Genomic DNA, 17,936 nt, shown 5'->3' with positions numbered 1-17,936 from the left:
ATTGTTTTTCTTGTTTATTTCCAGTTGCTTTGCAGGCATGAATTTGAGTATAGATCATAAAAATCCTTTACCACTTCATATACAGGCGGAAAACCTGTTGAGGAATATGATAAAAGATCCACAGTACGCAGGTGGAAAGTTTTTACCCAACGAAGTCCAGTTAGCAAAACAGCTGGCTATCTCCCGATCTACTTTACGTCATGCTTTAAACAAACTTGTATACGAAGGATTGCTGACCCGGAAAAAAGGAGTAGGCACCAAAGTGGCGGAAGCTGCCATCAGCTCTAAATCCAAGAACTGGCTGAGCTTTACACAGGAAATGACCGCGCGCGGCATCATCATCAAAAATTTTGAGCTGCATGTCACCTGGGTATTACCGGATGAAACCATCGCCAATTTTTTTGAGATCAGTCCAACTAAGAAAGTACTTAAACTGGAACGCCTGAGAGGGAAGGCAGAAGGCCCTTTCGTATATTTCATTTCCTATTTCCATCCACGGGTAGGGTTAACCGGAGAAGAGGATTTCAAACGTCCTTTGTATGACATCCTGGAGAAGGATTACATGACAGTAGCTACTTTATCCAAAGAGGAAATCAGCGCCAGATCAGCGGATAAATTTATTGCGGCTAAACTGGAACTGGAACCTGGCCACCCCATCCTTGTAAGGAAACGGTTTGTATACGACCAGGGCGAACGTCCGATTGAATATAACCTGGGTTATTACCGGGCAGACAGCTTCGTGTATACCGTGGAAAGCAGAAGAGAATAGTTTAATCTTTCATCAAAATACAACGGCTCAGCATTAATACACAGGTATTAATACTGAGCCGTTCTGTTTTACGGTTACGGGCACTGTTTATAGCTTAGGAGCGGCTGCCACGTTTTTTGTAACTACCGGCCATACACCTGGTGCAGGGAAGCTTACGCCTTTGTTAGCGCCTCTTACGCCCGCATCCTGTCCGAAGTAATACAGCGGCCAGCCTTTGTAGGTTAATTGTTTTTTGCCAGCAACGGTAATGCTGCCAAATAGTGTTTTATCGAGAGTAGACGGTACTACAATCTGGTCTGTTTCATAAATAGGCCATACCGCATTGTTGGAAAAATCAGGTTTGGTGAACTTGTTGATATTAAAACTGTCTTTAACGAAAGAGTAAAGTGTAAGACCCTTACCATCACTGAAATACAACGTTTTACCGGTACCCTCGGTGTGATTTTCCAGGTAGTTTTTACCATCGGCGCCTACCAGCTGGGCATTGATCAACTGTATGGTATAGTCAGGTTTGGCTACATACCAGATATTGCCAACGCCTTCCCCATCTGTTTTACCGGGCGCTTCACGCACATTTACGCCACCCACAGCAGGTGCAAAGTAATACAGGGGCCATCCTTTGTAAGCAGTTTGTTTTTTGCCATCGATAGTAGTGATGGTGGTGAAGTCTTTGATGTCCAGACCAGTGCCAAGTGCAGTCTGGGAAAGGTTATCGCCGGCATAATAAAGAGGCCATACTGCTGCGCATCCACCGGCGCAGTTATTTTTGCCATCAAAGTCGTTGGAGAAATAATAAAGGGAATTACCGTCCACATCTGTCAGGTGATTTCCCAAAGTGGCGCTGGCACTGAGTTGTACCAAGGGCTTAGGCGCAGGAGTGTCGGGATTGTCATCGTTTCCGCCGCAGGCGCTGAAGAAAACGATACCAGACAAGGCTATCAATGAAAGCAGGGTGTTTTTTACGGAGTTCATGCTGTTAAAATTTTTTTTTGAAATTTGAAATAATCAATACGCTATTGCGGGTTGTTGGTCAGTAACAACCTGTTTCGGTAATCCGTACCTATGCGTATTCGATAAAAACAGTAAAAAGGTTGTCTCCCCCGCAAAATATTTTCAGCTATTTTTGTTGCTATGGTCAATGAGCGTTTCTATTCAGAGCAATATGAATCACAGGAAAGGGATACCCGGCTTGTAATGGACGTCATGTCTGTGTACCTGTATCCCCTGGAAACATTTACCATTACAGACGCTGTGAACCGTGTGGGAGAAATGAAAGGCACCAGGGTCAGCGAAATATTGAAGCACCTGGTTGCAGCCGGACTGGCCATTAAAAATGTAACGGGCAATTATTCCCTGGTACCGGAAATGAATTTTCTGCTGTTCCCGGTAAATATAAAGCAACCTGCTTATTCGGTGCTGCTCCAAAGAACGCAACACGCAGTGCATGCGTTTTACAGCATGAGCGCCCGGTTGCAGGACCTGCAGCAATTGCTTACCGCTTATTTTACAGGCGACCGCTTTTTATTATCACCTCCTGTAAGGAAACTGGAAATGGAGCTGGATGAGTATCAACCTTATTTATCCTACCTGCTGTACTTCCCGGCCTATGCAGAACTGTTACCTTTTTTCAGCCAGGAAAGCCTTGACCGGATGGTATCTTTTGCCTTAAAATATAACCTGCTGAAAATGCCGCCGGTGGAAGAACTGGAGCGTTTTCGCCGGCAGTATGGTGCGGATTTTCCTGAGTTGTCACTATTACAGGGGCATCTTAATTTGCCTCCGGCAGATAAAACAGCAGATGACCTTTATGCACAGGCGGTGACATTACTGTACAGCGGGCAACCGGCAAAAGCACTGACATCCTTTGAAAAAGGAATCAAACGTCAACGGCAGTACGATAAAAAGAACAGCCTGCCGCTATCGCCGTTGTTTGCTTTTTATTATGCATTCACACTGGCGGTGTTGCCCGGTGAGCAAACGAATCCACTGATCGCTAAAATTGTAGCGGCTTATGAACGCAAGCTGTTCCCGGCTATTACCCCGGCCGTTTGTTTGCTGCATTTTCATGCAGGCCGGAAGGAGAAAGGCGAGCAGTTGTTATTGCTGATACTGGAAGGAGGGGAGGGCAACCTGCTCAGCTACCTGTCTGTATTGTGTTTGCAGCTGCTGCATCCCAAAAGTAAATTGTTGCGCACTTTTAGTACTACCGTTGCAAGATTGCTGGCATTAGGCATGGAGCGTCACTACCGGTTACTGACCTACGAATATTTATATTTATTTAAGGGAGATGATTACCAGGGATATGAAAGTATGTTCATGGAAGCCGGCGCCATTGCCGTGCACCCACCGGTATTTTCCCAGATGGAACAAACGCCCGACTGGGAGCGGCTATTAAATACGCTGCTGGGCGCAGATACACATCTTACAAAAAAAGAAAAAAATGTAGTGACCTCCCGGTTAATTTACCTGATAGATTTTGACCGGTACAAAATCCAGCCGGTGCTGCAAACTTCCCAGGGCAATAACACCTGGAGCAGCGGCCGTAACGTAGCATTAAAGAAACTGAAGGAAGGGAAGGCGGAAGCCATGACAGAACAGGACTTCAGGATAGGCGCCACCGTACAGAAAGATCATTATTATAACTACGACGGGGAATCTTATTCCTTTGCTGAAACGGTATGGGGAGAAATTGCCGGCCATCCGTTATTATTTTCTGCAGATGATATCACTGTTTCCGTGGAAATAGTAAAAGCCCAACCGGAGCTGAGCGTTAACAGGTCGGGGCAAGGCTATACTTTCAGCGCCAACGTGGATGATTATATCAGTGAAACGGTATTTGTAAAGGAAACCAACACCCGCCTGAAGATCATCCATCTCACCGCGCAGCAGCGGCGGCTGCTGCAAACATTGCAGCAGATCCCCATGGTGCCGGCAGCCGGGAAAGACAAGCTGATCCAGGTACTGAAGAGCATTGGCGCGCACCTGACCATCCATGCGGATGTGGGCGATATGGCCGCTAATATCAGCCGGCGGCCCGGCGACAGCCGCATTGTAATACAGCTGCTGCCTCTGGGCGATGGATTGAAAGCCGGTATTTATGTAAAACCATTTACCAGTGACCCGCCGTATTGCAAGCCGGGCATTGGTGCGCATAATATTATCGGTATCAGCAACGGGGAACGCTGGCAGGCGATCCGGGACCTGGCAAAAGAAAAGAGTAATGTAACTGCCCTGCTGAACCTCATCCAGGGAGCAATAGAACAGGACCTTTCTGATGATACCATCATTTTTGAAGATCCGCTCGACTGTCTGCAATTGCTGGAAATTATCCACCAGCATCCCGAACTGGTGAGGGCAGAGTGGCCGGAAGGGGAGCGTTACAAAGTGAAGCAACAGGCAGGCTTTGCGCACCTGAGCATTTCATTGAAGGAAAAGGACCATTGGTTTATGTGTACCGGCGAATTAAAAGTGGATGAAACCACGGTACTCGCATTAAAGGACTTGCTTGATACTACGCGTACCGTAAAGAAGCGGTTTATTGCCTTACAGAATGGAGAGTACCTGGCACTGACAAGCGACTTACGCCGCCGGCTAAACGAAATGGCCAGCGTAGCAAATATTGACCGTAACAATGTAAGCATTCAGCCCTATGCCGCGCCGGTACTGGACGAATTATTGGAACAGGCGGGCAGCGTTACTACTGATGCAGCGTGGAAAGCTTTCTCACGTAAACGTACCAACGCGATGGAACTGGCAGTAACGGTGCCGGTTACACTCCAAACCACCTTACGCCCGTACCAGGAAGAAGGTTTCCGCTGGATGACGCACCTGGCGGCCTGGGGAGCTGGCGCCTGCCTCGCAGATGACATGGGCCTGGGTAAAACCATCCAGGCGATTGCCTTGTTGCTGCATCGCGCCCCGGATGGCCCAGCGCTGGTTATTTGCCCGGCTTCCGTGGTAAATAACTGGAGCAATGAAATCAGCCGCTTTGCGCCTTCCCTGAACGTGGTGTTCCTGCATAACGGTCACCGTGCCAGCCTGATAAAAGCCGCCGGCGCTTTTGACGTGGTAGTGACCACTTATGGTTTACTCCAATCAGAAGAAACACTGCTGGCCGCCGTGAAATGGCCTACGCTGGTACTCGACGAGGCGCATACAATCAAAAATTTCCAGACAAAAACTTCCAAAGCGGCCATGTCGCTGCAGGCCGGATTTAAACTTATGCTAACAGGAACGCCTATACAAAATCACATGGGCGAGATCTGGAACCTGTTTAACTTCCTTAATCCGGGATTGCTGGGTACACTGGATCATTTCAATAAGCAATTTGTTTTCCCGTCTCTAAGGAACCCGGAGAGCACGGTGAAGCAACACCTGAAAAAACTGATCACGCCTTTTATATTGCGGCGTACCAAAACAGGCGTGCTGGATGAATTGCCGCCCAAAACCGAGATTGTAAAGCTGGTGAGCTTATCACAGGAGGAAGCGTCGTTTTATGAAGCATTGCGAAGAAAAGCGCTGGAAAATATCAGGGCGCAGGAAGGTAGTATGGCACAGCAACACATCCGGGCACTGGCGGAAATCAGCCGGCTGAGGATGGCGGCTTGTAACCCGCAGCTGGTGGATGCTGAAGCCGATATCCCATCTTCCAAATTAATGGTATTCCGGGAAATAGTGGAGGAACTGGTGTCCAACAACCACCGGGCATTGGTGTTCAGCCAGTTTGTAAAGCATCTCGACCTGGTAAGGGAAGCCCTGCATCAACTGGGAATTACCTATCTCTATCTCGATGGAAGTACGCCGATATCGCAACGGGATAAGCTGGTAAAAGATTTCCAGGCAGGCACAGGGCAATTATTCCTCATCAGCCTGAAAGCGGGTGGATTGGGACTTAATTTAACCGCTGCTGATTATGTGATCCATATGGATCCGTGGTGGAATCCGGCGATTGAAGAACAGGCGTCCGACCGGGCGCACCGGATCGGGCAAACCAGGCCGGTAACTATTTACCGGCTGGTAGCGCAACATACTATTGAAGAAAAGATTATTGCATTGCATAACAGCAAGCGGGATCTGGCCGATCAGCTGCTTGAAGGCAGTGACCAGGCCGGTAAACTCAATGCCCGGGAATTACTGGACCTGATCGCAGAAAGGTAGCTCAGAACGGCGAGGGACTGATACTGGTCCATCCGCCATCGATGATAAGGCTTTGGCCTGTAATATGCCTCGCCTGATCGGAAACCAGGAACAGCGCAGCATCGGCGATATCCTGCGTATAAGCGGGTCGTCCCATCGGCGTGAGGCTGGACCAGATCTGTTCATAGGAAGGATCGTCCAGCGTACGTTCCGTGAGGGTGGCGCCGGGAGCAATGGTGTTGACTGTAATTTTAAAAGGAGATAATTCAATCACTAAATTTTTTGCCAGCATTTCCAGCGCTGCTTTACTCATGCCGTAGGCCGCAAGATCTTTATGCGCCTGGTGGCCGGTTACAGAAGAGGTGAACAGGATAGCGCCGCCCTGCGGCTGTTGCTTCATTTGATTGGCGGCGGTTTGCGCCAGGAAAAAGGTACCGCCCAGATTCACCTGCATAACGCGGTTAAATGCTTCCGGTGTGTAAGTGAAGAAGTTGCCAAACAAAGTAATACCGGCGTTGGCAATCACAATGTCCAGCCGGCCAAATTGTGTCACCGCCGTGTTCACCATTTGCTGAATAAAGGCAATATCGCCCGAGTCGCCGGGCAGGGCTATGCATTGCCCCTTTGCCGCAGTGATAGCGCCGGCAGCCTGTTGCGCCAGCTGTGCATCAATATCATTCAGTATAACCGTAGCGCCTTTCAGCGCCAGTTGTTTGCTTATCTCAAAACCGATGCCCTGGCCGGCGCCGGTAACAATCGCTACTTTCTTTTCAAATGTCATGAGCCGTTTTTTAGTGTGAGTCCCTGGTTACTTCGCTGCCGGAGCTGCCTTTCAGAAAGCCGAGGTCCGCGCCAAGATGGGCCTGCTCCACGTGTTGCTGGTAGAGTTGTACATATCCCCGTGTGGACTGTGGATACACCGGTTTCCACGCCGCTTTTCTGCGCGCAATTTCTTCAGGGGAAATAGCTGCCTCCAGCCGGCGCTGGTGTACATCCAGTGTAATCACATCGCCATCGCGGAGAATGGCGAGATTGCCGCCGGCAGCGGCTTCGGGCGATATATGCAGTACTACGGTACCAAAGCCGGTACCGCTCATCCGGCCGTCGGAAATACGTACCATATCTGTAATTCCTTTGGCCAGCAGTTTTGCGGGCAAGCCGAGATTCCCTACTTCAGGCATCCCCGGATAGCCTTTAGGTCCTACATTTTTAAGCACCAGCACACTGTTTTCATCCACATCAAGCGCAGGGTCATCAATCCGTTTTTTATAATCGTCGATATCCTCAAACACCACTGCCTTGCCTGTATGCTGCATCAGGTGAGCGCTTGCGGCAGATGGTTTGATCACCGCACCCTCCTCGCAAATATTTCCTTTTAATACCACGATGCCTGATACCGTATTAAAGGGAGCTGCTATTGATGAAATTACGTCTTTATTGTAGCTGACAGCGTTAGCGTAATTGGCGCCGATCGTTTTGCCATTGGCCGTAATACAATCGGTGTGAAGATGCTCCAGCAGGGCGTTGATCACAGCTGGCAATCCGCCGGCATAATAAAGATCTTCCATGAAATAACTGCCGGAGGGCTGCAGATTGGCAATCAGCGGGATATTGGCAGAAAAGGTATCCATGTCCTGCAGGTTCAGTTCTACGCCTATGCGGCCTGCAATGGCCAGCAAATGGATGACAAAATTGGTGGAGCCGCCAATGGCAGCGTTCACCCGGATGGCATTTTCAAAAGCTTCTCTTGTCAGGATATCCGTTAAGCGCCTGTTTTCCCGGACCATTTTCACGATCTCGTTGCCAGACAATTGTGCCAGTATTTTGCGGGCGGCATCCGGCGCGGGAATAGCGGCATTCTGCGGAAGGGAAAGTCCGAGGGATTCCACCATACAGGCCATGGTAGAGGCGGTGCCCATTACGGCGCAGTGGCCATCACTGCGGCACATGCCTGCTTCTGCCATAGCGAGTTCTTCGTTGGTCATCCTGCCGGCCCTTACATCTTCACTAAACCGCCAGATATCACTGGTGCCGATACTGTTGCCCCGGTGCCTGCCGGTGAGCATAGCGCCGCCCGATACCACAATGGTGGGAATGTTTACACTGCAGGCGCCCATTACCAATGCCGGGGTGGTTTTATCACAACCGCATAGCAGCACTACCCCGTCGATAGGGTTGGCGCGGATAGATTCTTCCACATCCATGCTGACCAGGTTGCGGTATAACATAGCAGTAGGCTTGATAAGTGTTTCGCCCAACGACATTACCGGGAATTCCAACGGGTAACCACCGGCTTCCAGTACCCCGCGTTTCACGGCTTCTGCCAGTTCCCGGAAATGGGAGTTGCACGGTGTGAGCTCCGACCAGGTGTTGCAAATACCTATTATTGGCTTGCCTTCCAGCTCATGTGAGGGGATACCCTGCTTCTTTAGCCAGGCACGGTAAATAAAACCATCTTTGCCTCCGCGGGCAAACCAATTAGCGCTTCTCAGTGAATTTTCTTGCTTCATAACGGGAGTGGATATTTTAAAAGATACAATAAATTATGGATTTCAAAAATGAACAGGGACAGATTTTGTTATCATATGGCCGGTTATCTTTTTATTAATCTTCTTTCTCTACATGATAAGTAGGTAATCCATTTAACAGATGTTTATCACTCATGGCAACAAAAGTTCAATTTTTATTATGGAATTTTAATTTCACAGCATCTGTACGATAACCTGTATAATCCACAAATGAAGAAACTATCCGGATTGATCCTCGGCATGGTCCTTACCCACTGCTGCCTGGCACAACAAGCCACGGTGAAGGGTATTGTATCAGACACACTTAATCATGTACAGTTATCCAATACCGTAGTGGCACTGCTTCAGGCGAAAGATTCTATCTTATATAAATTCACGCGGAGTGATGAAAAAGGACACTTTGAATTAAAGCACCTGCAATCCGGGAAGTACCTCTTGCTGATAAGTTATCCTGCCTTTGCAGATTACGTAGAGCCTTTAACGTTATCAGATACTTCTGCTGTGCAACTCGATAATATTATGCTGACACTTAAATCGCGATTGCTGCAGGAAGTCGTGATACAGCAAAAAGTAGCTGCTATAAAGATGAAAGGAGATACCACGGAATTCAATGCCGGCAGCTATGAAACCGCGGCAAATGCTTCTGTGGAAGAGTTGTTGAAAAAGCTACCGGGTATACAGGTAAACGGCAAAGGACAGATTACCGCGCAGGGCGAAACAGTAAAGAAAGTGTTGGTAGATGGCGAAGAGTTTTTTGGAGATGATCCCACCCTGGTCACTAAAAATCTGCGTGCAGATATGGTGGATAAAGTACAGTTATACGATAAGAAAAGTGATCAGGCGGCCTTTACGGGTATCGATGATGGAGAAAGATCAAAAACGATTAACATCCAGCTGAAGGAAGATAAGAAACGCGGTTACTTTGGCAAAGTGGCTGTAGGCGCCGGCGACAACGGTTTTCACGATAGCCAGGCTATGTTGAATGTATTCCGCGGAAAGAAGAAACTGGCTGCCTTTGGCATTGTGTCCAATACCGGCAAGGTAGGCCTCGACTGGGGCGAACGGGAGAAGTTCGGCTCCGGCAGCGGTGAACTCTCTTTTAACGATGATGGCGATATGGAGTTTAGTTTCCGGGGTGATGATCTTGACAGCTGGGATGGCCGCTACGGCGGCGATGGTTATCCACTGGTACAAACCGGGGGATTACATTATTCAGATAAATGGGACCGGGACCGGCAGAACCTGAATGCCAACTATAAACTGATGAAATTATATATCGACGGGAACAGTGAAAGCATGTCGCAGAATATCTTACCAGATACTATTTATTATAATCATTCTAAAGAGCATTTCAATAACAATATTCTCCGGAACCGTGTTAGTGGCAGCTATGAGCGGCAGCTCGACTCTAGTTCATCCGTCAAATTACAAATAGATGGCGGTCTCGATCATAAAATAGCCAATCGGCTCAGCAGCAGCGGAATGGAACTGAATGATATAACCGTGAACCAGGGAGAGCGTAAAACCTCCAATGTATCGGACATTGGCAGTATGAATGCAAACTTCTTATGGCGTAAAAAATTGAAGAAAAAAGGGCGTACCATATCACTGAACCTCGCGGAGAATTATTCCCGCACTAACGGCGAAGGAATGCTGGATGCCTATACGGAGTACTACAAGCAGGGTAAGCTGGATTCGGTACAAAATACGGATCAGCTTAAAACCACCAATAATGAAAGCATTAGTATCGTAAGTAATTTTACTTACACAGAACCATTGTCTGTGGCCTCTTCGCTGCTGTTTAACTATGGCATTAATATCGATAACAATCATTCCAACAGGAATTCCTATAATCAGCAGACCGATGGTAAGTATACTGCCCTGGATTCTTTATACAGTAATGACTATGCGTTTAATGTACTAACGCATAAGGGTGGTATCCGGTACGGATATACGAAAAACAAAATCCGCATTAACATAGGCGGCAATGTAGGTCTTACCAGCTTCAGCCAGAAAGATATGTTCCGGAACACTAAAGTAGAACGTGATTTTGTTAACTGGTATCCGCGCGCGATGTTCCGGTATAGTTTTTCGCAGCAACGTCGACTTACTGTTGAGTATAACGGATACACCAGTCAGCCTGGCATCGACGACCTGCAGCCTATCCGCGTGAATGATGACCCGCTCCACCTGCAGGTTGGAAACCCTGCACTGAAGCCATCTTTTAATAATAACTTCAGTATTAATTTTAATGATTTCAAAGTAATGACCAATCGAAGCATCTGGGCGTCTTTGAGGTATGGATCCACTACGAATGCCATCAGCGACCGGACCGTGATAGATACTTCAGGAGTAAGTACCAGCCAGGCTGTAAATGTAAATGGAAACCGGAGCGCACAGTTCAATTTATATATAGGCTGGAAGATCAATCCATGGGACCTGAGAGTGGGAGGAAGGGCAAATGGTGGCTTGAACAGGAATGTAAATTATGTGAATGGTTTATTGAATACTACGAATTCTTCCAATACGGGGCTGGGAATCAACCTGGGTAAGTACAAAGACAAAAAGTATGAATATTCCCTGGAGGGAGAGGCGAATTTTAACAACAGCGTATCTTCTGTGGATAAATCTTTACGGACGCAATACTGGACGTATAATATTTCACCTAACGTGAGTTTTTTCCTGCCGCTTAAATTTGTATTGCATGCGGATCTGAACTATAATATCCGGCAGAAAACAGCGGTGTTTGCTACCAACAACAATGCTGCTATCCTGAATGCTTATGTGGCAAAGAAGTTTGGTAAGAAAGAGCTGGTACAGATCAATTTGTCCATGAGTGATATCCTGAATCAGAATATTGGCTTCAACAGGTCGGTGTCTACCAATACGATCAGTCAGCGGACTTACAGTACCATTGGGCGTTATGGCTTGTTGTCTTTTATCTGGAACTTTAACAAACTGGGTGCGGCGGCTCCAAAAGAATAGTGTTATGAAAAGTATCATTACAAGAATCCGTATAATCCTGACCGTTATATTGGTGGTGATGGCTGTTTTCCCGGCACGGGCGCAGCACACTGCTTTTTTGCAGCAGGGAAGGATAGAATTTGAGAAGCGGGTGAACCTGTTTGCCCGCATGGATGAACTGAGTAAGGGGCAGGATAATTCATGGACGGATATGTTGAAAAAAGGGATGTCGCAATACCAGGTCACTTATTTCGATTATTCATTCTCCCGTCAAACGTCCCTGTATAAACCGGGAAGGGATAATCCTGATAATAAAAAGCCCATATGGGAATCCGCACCGGCCGAGGTGAATGTGGTATATTCCCGGCTCGATAGTATGCAAAGTATTTCGCAGAAACAGGTATTTGAGCAGATGTACCTGGTGAAGGACACGGTGCGCCGGATACGCTGGAAAATCACGGATGAAACCCGTAAGATCGCCGGGTTTGATTGCCGGCGGGCGAATGCTATTATTATGGACTCCATTTACGTGGTGGCTTTTTATACTGATGCCATTGTTACTCCTGGCGGGCCCGAGTCGTTTAGCGGTTTGCCTGGTATGATTCTCGGTGTGGCCCTGCCGCACGAGCATGTTACCTGGTTTGCCACTAAAGTGTTGATAGATGATATAAAAGAAGATGCGCTGAAGCCTCCTGTAAAAGGAAAACCGGTAGACAATAAAGGCATCTTCGAATCCGTTTCAAAAATACTAGGTAAGTGGGGGAATTATGGGAGTGCCTATATCAGGGCAATTATGTTATAATTGCAGAACGATCCGGACGTATGATGAAAAGTAATTCTCACATATACACGCCTGTACAGCCGTTTGTAAAGCAGCCGGAGGGGGCGGTGGTATACCGGGAGTTTTTGCCGGACCTACCCTTACAGGAATACATTTATTGTTACTGGCAGCTTAAAACCACCCGCCCGCTTACCGCGCCTTTTCATTACCGGGTGGTGGCCGATGGCTGCATGGATATTTTTTTTGAGCTGCATGATCCCAGGCAGAGTTTTGTCATGGGATTCAGCGATGCCTATACCTGTTTTCCGCTGGAAGGAAGCTTTAATTATGTGGGCATCCGTTTTTTGCCGGGCATGTTTCCCCGGTTGTTCCGGTTAAATGCTGCGGAAATAAGTAAGCAGGTGATCTCATTAGAGGATGTGGCGCCGGCGATTACCCGTTTTTTGCGGGATTGCTTTCATGCAGAAATGAGCGAACAGCAGTTGAAATCCCTGCTGGATGGTTTTTTACGCGATCGCATTGCCCAAAAGATGTCACCGGCAGATAACCGCCTGCTTGAAGCGGTGGATCTGATTGTCCGGCATTCGGGCATCATCAGTATTGAAAAGGAGCTCCCTCCAGGGATCAGTTCCCGCCAGTTGAGGCGCCTGTTTGAATTTTATATTGGTGACACGCCCAAGGCATTCAGTAAAGTGGTGCGTTTCCAGAGGATATTACAATTTACCCATTCTCCGGAATACATCCGCAGGAACAGATCTTACCTCGACGCCGGGTACTACGACCAGGCCCATTTTATCAGGGAGTTTAAAACGCTTTATGGCCTTACCCCGGCTAAAGTGTTTGGCAAATAAGTTGTCCGTTTTTTACAATTTTTCTTCTCCCCGCTATCTTAGTTTTGCTGTTATAAAACTTAGCAGGATATGAAAAGATGGTTATTACTGTTTATTTTCTTTTTTTCTGTATCTAATATTTATTCACAGGTAAAACCCGGTAAAATGAAACTGAACGCAGGAATTATTACGGCTAAATTAGCGGAGAGTAAAAAATTCTATACAGAGACATTAGGATTCGGAGTGTCTTTTGAAAACGAATTTTACCTGTTGCTGCATACACCGGATAAGCAGGCGGAGATTAGTTTTTTGTTACCGGAGCATGCATCGCAGCAGCCATTGTTTAAAACCGCTTTTAATGGAAAGGGCGTGTATTTGACCATTGAGGTCGCCGATGTGGACAAGGTATATGAGGCTATTAAAGCGAAGGGGGTGGACATTAAAATAGCGATCCGCAATGAGCCGTGGGGCGACCGGCATTTCGCCATACAAGACCCCAATGGCCTGGGTATTGACCTGGTGACTTATTCCCAGCCCTGATGCCATTAACATAATTTTAAGTTAATATAATCTTAAAAGGGCGCTGATCGGTATCATACAGGAACCATTTTTGTTTTACAGGGGTTAACCAAAAAATTTTAACCATGGCAAAGCAAAGCAAGGACACAGTAAAACAAGAAATCCAGGTATTGGCAATTGGCAACTACAAAAGTTATCCTGATGATTACGAAGTAGCACCTGCCACGGTTTCCCAGAATATTCAGTCATTGGCGAAAGGTTATTGGGACAGCCGGGAATATAAAGAAGTAGAACGGGATGAGCGACTGGGCATCAACCTGGAAGATTATCAGCATTGGACAAAAGAAGCATATGACGCCTTTATGAAATCTAATCAGCAGTCCATGAACTAGCCCCATTCACCATTTTTCGATAAAGACAGCCTGAAAGTAATCGCTTTCAGGCTGTTTTGTTATTATTTGATACTGTTTGCAACCATTTCTCCCCGACTATTGTTTTAATAAGACGGTGGATTCACTGCCATAATGTAGTGGGCACTACACCTGCTTCTTATTTTACTACACCATACCAAGCTGGTGTTCGTTACCCCCTGAATACATAGGCTTGTGGCTGAACCTGCCATTAATCCTAAATTTTCAGTGCATGAAAAAGCTTATCTGTCTGTTCATGATCCTGGGCGCCGGCTGGCAATTAACTGCTCAAATTACGCCAGCTGCAGTCGTTTTGCCAACTGAGGATCTTGTAACGCAAATCTTTGGCAAAAACAAAGAGTCATTGTTGAATGACTTTCTAAGAATTTCGCCTTTGGAAGAAAGGGCATTTCAATCTGCATTTCTTGAGTACGAAACGGAGAAGAGTCCGTGGTTAACGGAGCGTATTGCCTTATTGAAGATGTACAACGAGGAGTTTTCTTCTATTGATGAAAAGAAGATGAATTCGCTTACCAGGCAGTTTATTAACAACGATCTGGAGTTCGGACGTTTGCAGATGCGTTATTTCCGGAAGTTTAACAAGCTGCTGGGCGCTACCAGGGCGGCCAAGTTCTTTCAGCTGGACAATTACCTGGAACAATCGACGAGGGTGTACCTTCAGAACCAGTTGCCTTTTATAAAAGAGCTGGAATCTGATAAACTGGCGAAACCGCTGACGGCGAGATAGATGCGGATTTTGTCTTACTCAGCATAATCAGCGTAATCCTGAGTAAGACAACCTACGCTTCTTCCACGAAATCCTCACTCCGTGGTATGGCTTTGAACTTCTCCATGAGTTCAGGGGGAAGTCCTGTGAGTTTGCGTTTACGGGTATCTATCCAGGCGCCGTCTACTAATACGGTGGCGGATTTGGTGCCATCGCCCCGGAAAATTTCGTGCTTAATGGACCAGCGGGAGCCATCTGCCCGGCATTTGGTCATTTCACAGCTTACGCGCACTTTGTCGTTAGGGCTGATTTCCCGGTGGTAGAACAGCTCTTCCCGGAAAAGGATGGGGCCTAGCTGTTGCTGTATAAAATGAACTGCGGTAAGCCCTACCTGTTCAAGGAGACTAAGCCTGGCCTGTGCGGCAAAGTCGGCATAGGCCGAGTGGCGCAGGTGCATATTAGCGTCTATCTGTGACCATAATACTGGTCCTTCAAAAAATATGTTCATACTTAAATTTACGGAAAAGTGGTGTAAAAAGCCTGGGTCAAACGGGCGGATATTATATCTGTGATGGCTATACGTAAATCAGAACGGCAGCCTGATGTCTGCCAGGGGATTGCTTATTAACGAAATTTTTCTAATAAAAAAAGTAAAACAAATTTTTTTAGAATGAATTCCTTTTATACTTTCGCAGCCTGGAGAGTTGGCAGAGCGGTCGATTGCGGCAGTCTTGAAAACTGTTGACTGTAACAGGTCCCGGGGTTCGAATCCCTGACTCTCCGCATAACCCAAAAAGCACTGATTTCAGTGCTTTTTGGGTTATAGATATATACGTTCGAATACCATTACATAATGTGTGCATAAATCATATCCTCTGATTGCTTCTAATGTATTCCTTCAATGCTGTTTCATTGTCATTTAATCCTGCTTGAAAAGCATTTTGTACTTTACTGTTTACTAATCTTTCAAGCATCGTACGGAAAAGCCGTGATACTTTCCACCGTGGTTTCTACCTAAAGCTTCACTGTCGAATCGCAAATACCAAGCCCAGGCATCTATATCGTCAAAGGCTGTGCTGCTCCAAAATAATAGCGTGCCATTGCTTGAAGGAATAAATCCGCTTTTACCACGAAAACTGCTGTATAAAGCGACGAATCCACTTGAATTTGTTGCACCAGTGTTTGGGCCGGACCAAAATTCCGTACCGGTTGCTTTCATTTTTCCACCCGCTACCGTTTCGCCACCAAGAAATTCTGCCAATATCGACCATTCTTTATCTGTTGGTATGTGCCAACCTTTAGGGGATAGTTTACCGGTATTTATTACGTGCCAATTATACAAAGCGCCTGTAGTTTCCTTATTAAACTTATCATCATCATACCAGCAATATCCTGGTGAATTTAGCTCATGCCAAGCCTCAGCCGTATCAACTATAAATGGAATTTCAGTCCCATCGTTGTATTTGGTGGTTTTTAAGTTTTCCACCATCCATACTTGTGTTCCAATGGATATTGTGTGATAAATATTGCCATCAATATCAGTAACTATTTCTGTGTTCATGTCTATTATTTTTTGATTGCTGTATGCAAATGTATCTCTAAAAACGGTGTACTTTTGATACCAATATCCTAAAGGATACCAAAACGGTTTGTTATGAAAGGAATGACAGAAGAACAGGCATTGAAATATTTACAAGACACTTTGTTTGTCGTAGGCGGAAAGTGGAAGCTCCCAATACTCAGAGCAATACACAGTGGGAGTTATCGCTTTCGGGATATACAGCGAAGTTTGCCTTTAATTACAACCAGGGTTTTGTCAAAAGAATTAAAACATCTTGAAGAGAACAAGTTAGTAGTCAGGACGGTTTATCAAGCACCGCTTGCGGTAGAGTATAAAGTGCCCCACTATATGCATTCCCTATTGCCTGTTATTAAAGAAATGATTTTATGGGGTAAAAACCACAGAAAGAAAGTTAGTGAGCAATGATCCCCGGTTGCATCAATTAAATGACGCCCTGAATTTCAACGGTGAAAGCCTGGTCTTTGTCTTAAACAACTTGCTGAACGACTGCGAATGTTCAAAGCCCAATTCATAGGCAATTTGACTAACCGACAAATCCGTAGTCGATAATTTTTCCTTGGCCTTTTCAATGAATTTGTCATGAATTCAACGGTCGGTAAGCCTTTGTAAACAAGATCATCACTATTAAAGTCTTGCTGAGGCCATGCAAAAATTTGTTGCGCTGGCGGGTCTCAATTTTAAAGACAAGGAGCCCGATGCGGAGTTCCCGAAGCCAACACCTCAACGAACTGCCGATCTTGCTTTCTTTCTTCAACACGATGCACCTGCCGTCCGGAAATACCGGCTTAACCCCGTTGAATTACAACAAGTGGCAGATAAGATTTTTTTAGCGGCCGGTGCTACGTCCGGAGAAAACTTAGCCCATCAATGTACTATAAGTACTGCTGAATTTTTAAGGAAAGAAATAACAATATTTCCCGGAGGACACAACGGCTTCATAACACATCCAAAGGCTTTTGCGATGTTGCTGGCAACCTTTCTCCTGTCCAAACCACAAGGTATTGATACAAATGCAAATGGTTAAAAAACACCCTCATATTGTCGCAATTGCACCTCACCTGTATACCTTGTCCTCGTTAACTTTGAACAATAATCAAACAAAAACAAATAAAATGAGAAAGATCAGAATTTTCGAACACATCTCGCTGGATGGCGTGATAGAACATGATGGAGACTACACCTATGGCGCCTGGACTACACCCTATCGAAGCCCTGCCGGGGCGGCGATGCTCTTTGAGGCATATGGGCCGAATTTTGACCTGATACTTGGCCGCCACACCTATGATATATTTAGTGGCTTTTGGCCTAATGCCGGAGATTTCCCTATGGCAAATGCTATAAACGCTGCAACGAAATACATCGCCACGCACAGGCCCGATAGTCTGGAATGGGGACCGGTGCAGCATTTGGGTGAGGACATTACAGCGGCGATTCGCGATCTCAAGTCAACGGAAGGCCGCGACCTGATCGTTGTGGGAAGTTCGACGTTAACCTCTTTGCTGCTCGACCAGGGACTGGCTGACGAAGTTGTGCTCATTACCTACCCGGTTTTGCTCGGCCGGGGTAAACGCTTATTGGCTGACAGTATTGACGCCCGGGAACTTGCTTTTGTTGACTCGAAAGCTACACCCACCGGTTTGCTTGTCAACACTTATAAGCACGTTGGATCGCTGAAGAAATAATCTTTGCC

The 17,936-nt window shown here is 46.5% G+C and carries 16 protein-coding genes, 1 tRNA gene and 1 pseudogene; 12 read left to right on the top strand and 6 right to left on the bottom strand.

What is annotated here, in order from left to right; all coding sequences use genetic code 11:
• The first annotated feature begins 37 nt into the window (after positions 1–37).
• Positions 38–769 (top strand): GntR family transcriptional regulator, encoded by a 732-nt coding sequence (locus tag QFZ51_RS25570; RefSeq protein WP_079473525.1) that lies wholly within the window; start codon positions 38–40, stop codon positions 767–769.
• Positions 770–856: 87 nt separating this feature from the next.
• Here QFZ51_RS25570 and QFZ51_RS25565 read toward each other — a convergent pair whose 3' ends face one another.
• Positions 857–1,741, bottom strand: coding sequence for a COG4315 family predicted lipoprotein (locus tag QFZ51_RS25565; protein ID WP_429050270.1), 885 nt, complete (start codon positions 1,739–1,741; stop codon positions 857–859).
• Positions 1,742–1,900: 159 nt separating this feature from the next.
• On the opposite strand from QFZ51_RS25565, the gene QFZ51_RS25560 reads away from it, so the two are divergent.
• The gene (locus QFZ51_RS25560; RefSeq protein WP_429050268.1) at positions 1,901–5,926 is read left to right on the top strand and encodes a DEAD/DEAH box helicase; all 4,026 of its coding nucleotides are present in this window, start codon (positions 1,901–1,903) and stop codon (positions 5,924–5,926) included.
• A 1-nt stretch (position 5,927) separates the two neighbouring features.
• Here the strand turns inward: QFZ51_RS25560 and QFZ51_RS25555 are convergent, their stop codons facing one another.
• Together QFZ51_RS25555 and QFZ51_RS25550 are read right to left on the bottom strand one after the other, a co-directional pair.
• Complete coding sequence (locus tag QFZ51_RS25555; protein ID WP_429050266.1) at positions 5,928–6,686, bottom strand: SDR family NAD(P)-dependent oxidoreductase; 759 nt, start codon at positions 6,684–6,686, stop codon at positions 5,928–5,930.
• 10 nt (positions 6,687–6,696) lie between these two features.
• Positions 6,697–8,415, bottom strand: coding sequence for an IlvD/Edd family dehydratase (locus tag QFZ51_RS25550; protein ID WP_429050264.1), 1,719 nt, complete (start codon positions 8,413–8,415; stop codon positions 6,697–6,699).
• Between the two features lie 228 nt (positions 8,416–8,643).
• On the opposite strand from QFZ51_RS25550, the gene QFZ51_RS25545 reads away from it, so the two are divergent.
• The 6 genes from QFZ51_RS25545 (at position 8,644) to QFZ51_RS25520 (ending at position 14,685) form a co-directional block, all read left to right on the top strand.
• The gene (locus QFZ51_RS25545) at positions 8,644–11,418 is read left to right on the top strand and encodes an outer membrane beta-barrel protein (protein WP_429050262.1); all 2,775 of its coding nucleotides are present in this window, start codon (positions 8,644–8,646) and stop codon (positions 11,416–11,418) included.
• Positions 11,419–11,422: 4 nt separating this feature from the next.
• Positions 11,423–12,199: a GLPGLI family protein gene (locus tag QFZ51_RS25540; protein WP_429050260.1), complete on the top strand. Its 777-nt coding sequence runs from the start codon at positions 11,423–11,425 to the stop codon at positions 12,197–12,199.
• Between the two features lie 20 nt (positions 12,200–12,219).
• Positions 12,220–13,029, top strand: a complete 810-nt coding sequence (locus QFZ51_RS25535; RefSeq protein ID WP_429050258.1) for an AraC family transcriptional regulator — start codon at positions 12,220–12,222, stop codon at positions 13,027–13,029.
• Between the two features lie 69 nt (positions 13,030–13,098).
• Positions 13,099–13,548, top strand: a complete 450-nt coding sequence (locus tag QFZ51_RS25530; RefSeq protein ID WP_429050255.1) for a VOC family protein — start codon at positions 13,099–13,101, stop codon at positions 13,546–13,548.
• A 104-nt stretch (positions 13,549–13,652) separates the two neighbouring features.
• Entirely contained in the window at positions 13,653–13,919 is a 267-nt protein-coding gene (locus QFZ51_RS25525) for a hypothetical protein (RefSeq protein ID WP_370907821.1), read from the top strand.
• A 250-nt stretch (positions 13,920–14,169) separates the two neighbouring features.
• Complete coding sequence (locus QFZ51_RS25520) at positions 14,170–14,685, top strand: hypothetical protein (RefSeq protein WP_429050254.1); 516 nt, start codon at positions 14,170–14,172, stop codon at positions 14,683–14,685.
• 52 nt (positions 14,686–14,737) lie between these two features.
• On the opposite strand, the gene QFZ51_RS25515 is transcribed toward QFZ51_RS25520, so the two are convergent.
• Positions 14,738–15,172: an acyl-CoA thioesterase gene (locus tag QFZ51_RS25515; RefSeq protein ID WP_111579096.1), complete on the bottom strand. Its 435-nt coding sequence runs from the start codon at positions 15,170–15,172 to the stop codon at positions 14,738–14,740.
• 190 nt (positions 15,173–15,362) lie between these two features.
• Here QFZ51_RS25515 and QFZ51_RS25510 point away from each other — a divergent pair.
• Positions 15,363–15,447: transfer RNA gene (locus tag QFZ51_RS25510), tRNA-Ser, on the top strand.
• Positions 15,448–15,622: 175 nt separating this feature from the next.
• Here the strand turns inward: QFZ51_RS25510 and QFZ51_RS25505 are convergent.
• A complete protein-coding gene (locus QFZ51_RS25505; RefSeq protein ID WP_429050252.1) occupies positions 15,623–16,225 on the bottom strand; it encodes a fibrobacter succinogenes major paralogous domain-containing protein in 603 nt (200 codons plus the stop codon).
• 93 nt (positions 16,226–16,318) lie between these two features.
• Between QFZ51_RS25505 and QFZ51_RS25500 the strand changes: the two genes are divergently transcribed.
• Positions 16,319–16,651 (top strand): winged helix-turn-helix transcriptional regulator, encoded by a 333-nt coding sequence (locus tag QFZ51_RS25500; RefSeq protein ID WP_429050251.1) that lies wholly within the window; start codon positions 16,319–16,321, stop codon positions 16,649–16,651.
• Positions 16,652–16,663: 12 nt separating this feature from the next.
• On the opposite strand, the pseudogene QFZ51_RS25495 reads toward QFZ51_RS25500, so the two are convergent.
• Positions 16,664–16,831, bottom strand: a pseudogene (locus QFZ51_RS25495) (helix-turn-helix domain-containing protein); the annotation flags it as partial.
• A gap of 58 nt (positions 16,832–16,889) precedes the next feature.
• Here QFZ51_RS25495 and QFZ51_RS25490 point away from each other — a divergent pair.
• Together QFZ51_RS25490 and QFZ51_RS25485 are read left to right on the top strand one after the other, a co-directional pair.
• The gene (locus QFZ51_RS25490) at positions 16,890–17,270 is read left to right on the top strand and encodes a hypothetical protein (RefSeq protein ID WP_429050250.1); all 381 of its coding nucleotides are present in this window, start codon (positions 16,890–16,892) and stop codon (positions 17,268–17,270) included.
• Positions 17,271–17,358: 88 nt separating this feature from the next.
• Positions 17,359–17,928, top strand: a complete 570-nt coding sequence (locus QFZ51_RS25485; protein WP_429050248.1) for a dihydrofolate reductase family protein — start codon at positions 17,359–17,361, stop codon at positions 17,926–17,928.
• Positions 17,929–17,936 lie beyond the last annotated feature (8 nt).

The organism is Chitinophaga sp. W3I9, assembly GCF_050434025.1.
Classification (GTDB): domain Bacteria; phylum Bacteroidota; class Bacteroidia; order Chitinophagales; family Chitinophagaceae; genus Chitinophaga.
Note: the sequence above shows the minus strand (reverse complement) of the source record. Positions and strands in the feature narration are given on the sequence as shown.

Coding starts and splice junctions, on each gene's coding strand:
- QFZ51_RS25520 (WP_429050254.1), top strand. CDS start 14,170: ATGAAAAAGCTTATCTGTCTGTTCATGATCCTGGGCGCCGGCTGGCAA.
- QFZ51_RS25555 (WP_429050266.1), bottom strand. CDS start 6,686: ATGACATTTGAAAAGAAAGTAGCGATTGTTACCGGCGCCGGCCAGGGC.
- QFZ51_RS25560 (WP_429050268.1), top strand. CDS start 1,901: ATGGTCAATGAGCGTTTCTATTCAGAGCAATATGAATCACAGGAAAGG.
- QFZ51_RS25485 (WP_429050248.1), top strand. CDS start 17,359: ATGAGAAAGATCAGAATTTTCGAACACATCTCGCTGGATGGCGTGATA.
- QFZ51_RS25550 (WP_429050264.1), bottom strand. CDS start 8,415: ATGAAGCAAGAAAATTCACTGAGAAGCGCTAATTGGTTTGCCCGCGGA.
- QFZ51_RS25570 (WP_079473525.1), top strand. CDS start 38: ATGAATTTGAGTATAGATCATAAAAATCCTTTACCACTTCATATACAG.
- QFZ51_RS25565 (WP_429050270.1), bottom strand. CDS start 1,741: ATGAACTCCGTAAAAAACACCCTGCTTTCATTGATAGCCTTGTCTGGT.
- QFZ51_RS25535 (WP_429050258.1), top strand. CDS start 12,220: ATGATGAAAAGTAATTCTCACATATACACGCCTGTACAGCCGTTTGTA.
- QFZ51_RS25515 (WP_111579096.1), bottom strand. CDS start 15,172: ATGAACATATTTTTTGAAGGACCAGTATTATGGTCACAGATAGACGCT.
- QFZ51_RS25500 (WP_429050251.1), top strand. CDS start 16,319: ATGAAAGGAATGACAGAAGAACAGGCATTGAAATATTTACAAGACACT.
- QFZ51_RS25505 (WP_429050252.1), bottom strand. CDS start 16,225: ATGAACACAGAAATAGTTACTGATATTGATGGCAATATTTATCACACA.
- QFZ51_RS25530 (WP_429050255.1), top strand. CDS start 13,099: ATGAAAAGATGGTTATTACTGTTTATTTTCTTTTTTTCTGTATCTAAT.
- QFZ51_RS25540 (WP_429050260.1), top strand. CDS start 11,423: ATGAAAAGTATCATTACAAGAATCCGTATAATCCTGACCGTTATATTG.
- QFZ51_RS25545 (WP_429050262.1), top strand. CDS start 8,644: ATGAAGAAACTATCCGGATTGATCCTCGGCATGGTCCTTACCCACTGC.
- QFZ51_RS25525 (WP_370907821.1), top strand. CDS start 13,653: ATGGCAAAGCAAAGCAAGGACACAGTAAAACAAGAAATCCAGGTATTG.
- QFZ51_RS25490 (WP_429050250.1), top strand. CDS start 16,890: ATGCAAAAATTTGTTGCGCTGGCGGGTCTCAATTTTAAAGACAAGGAG.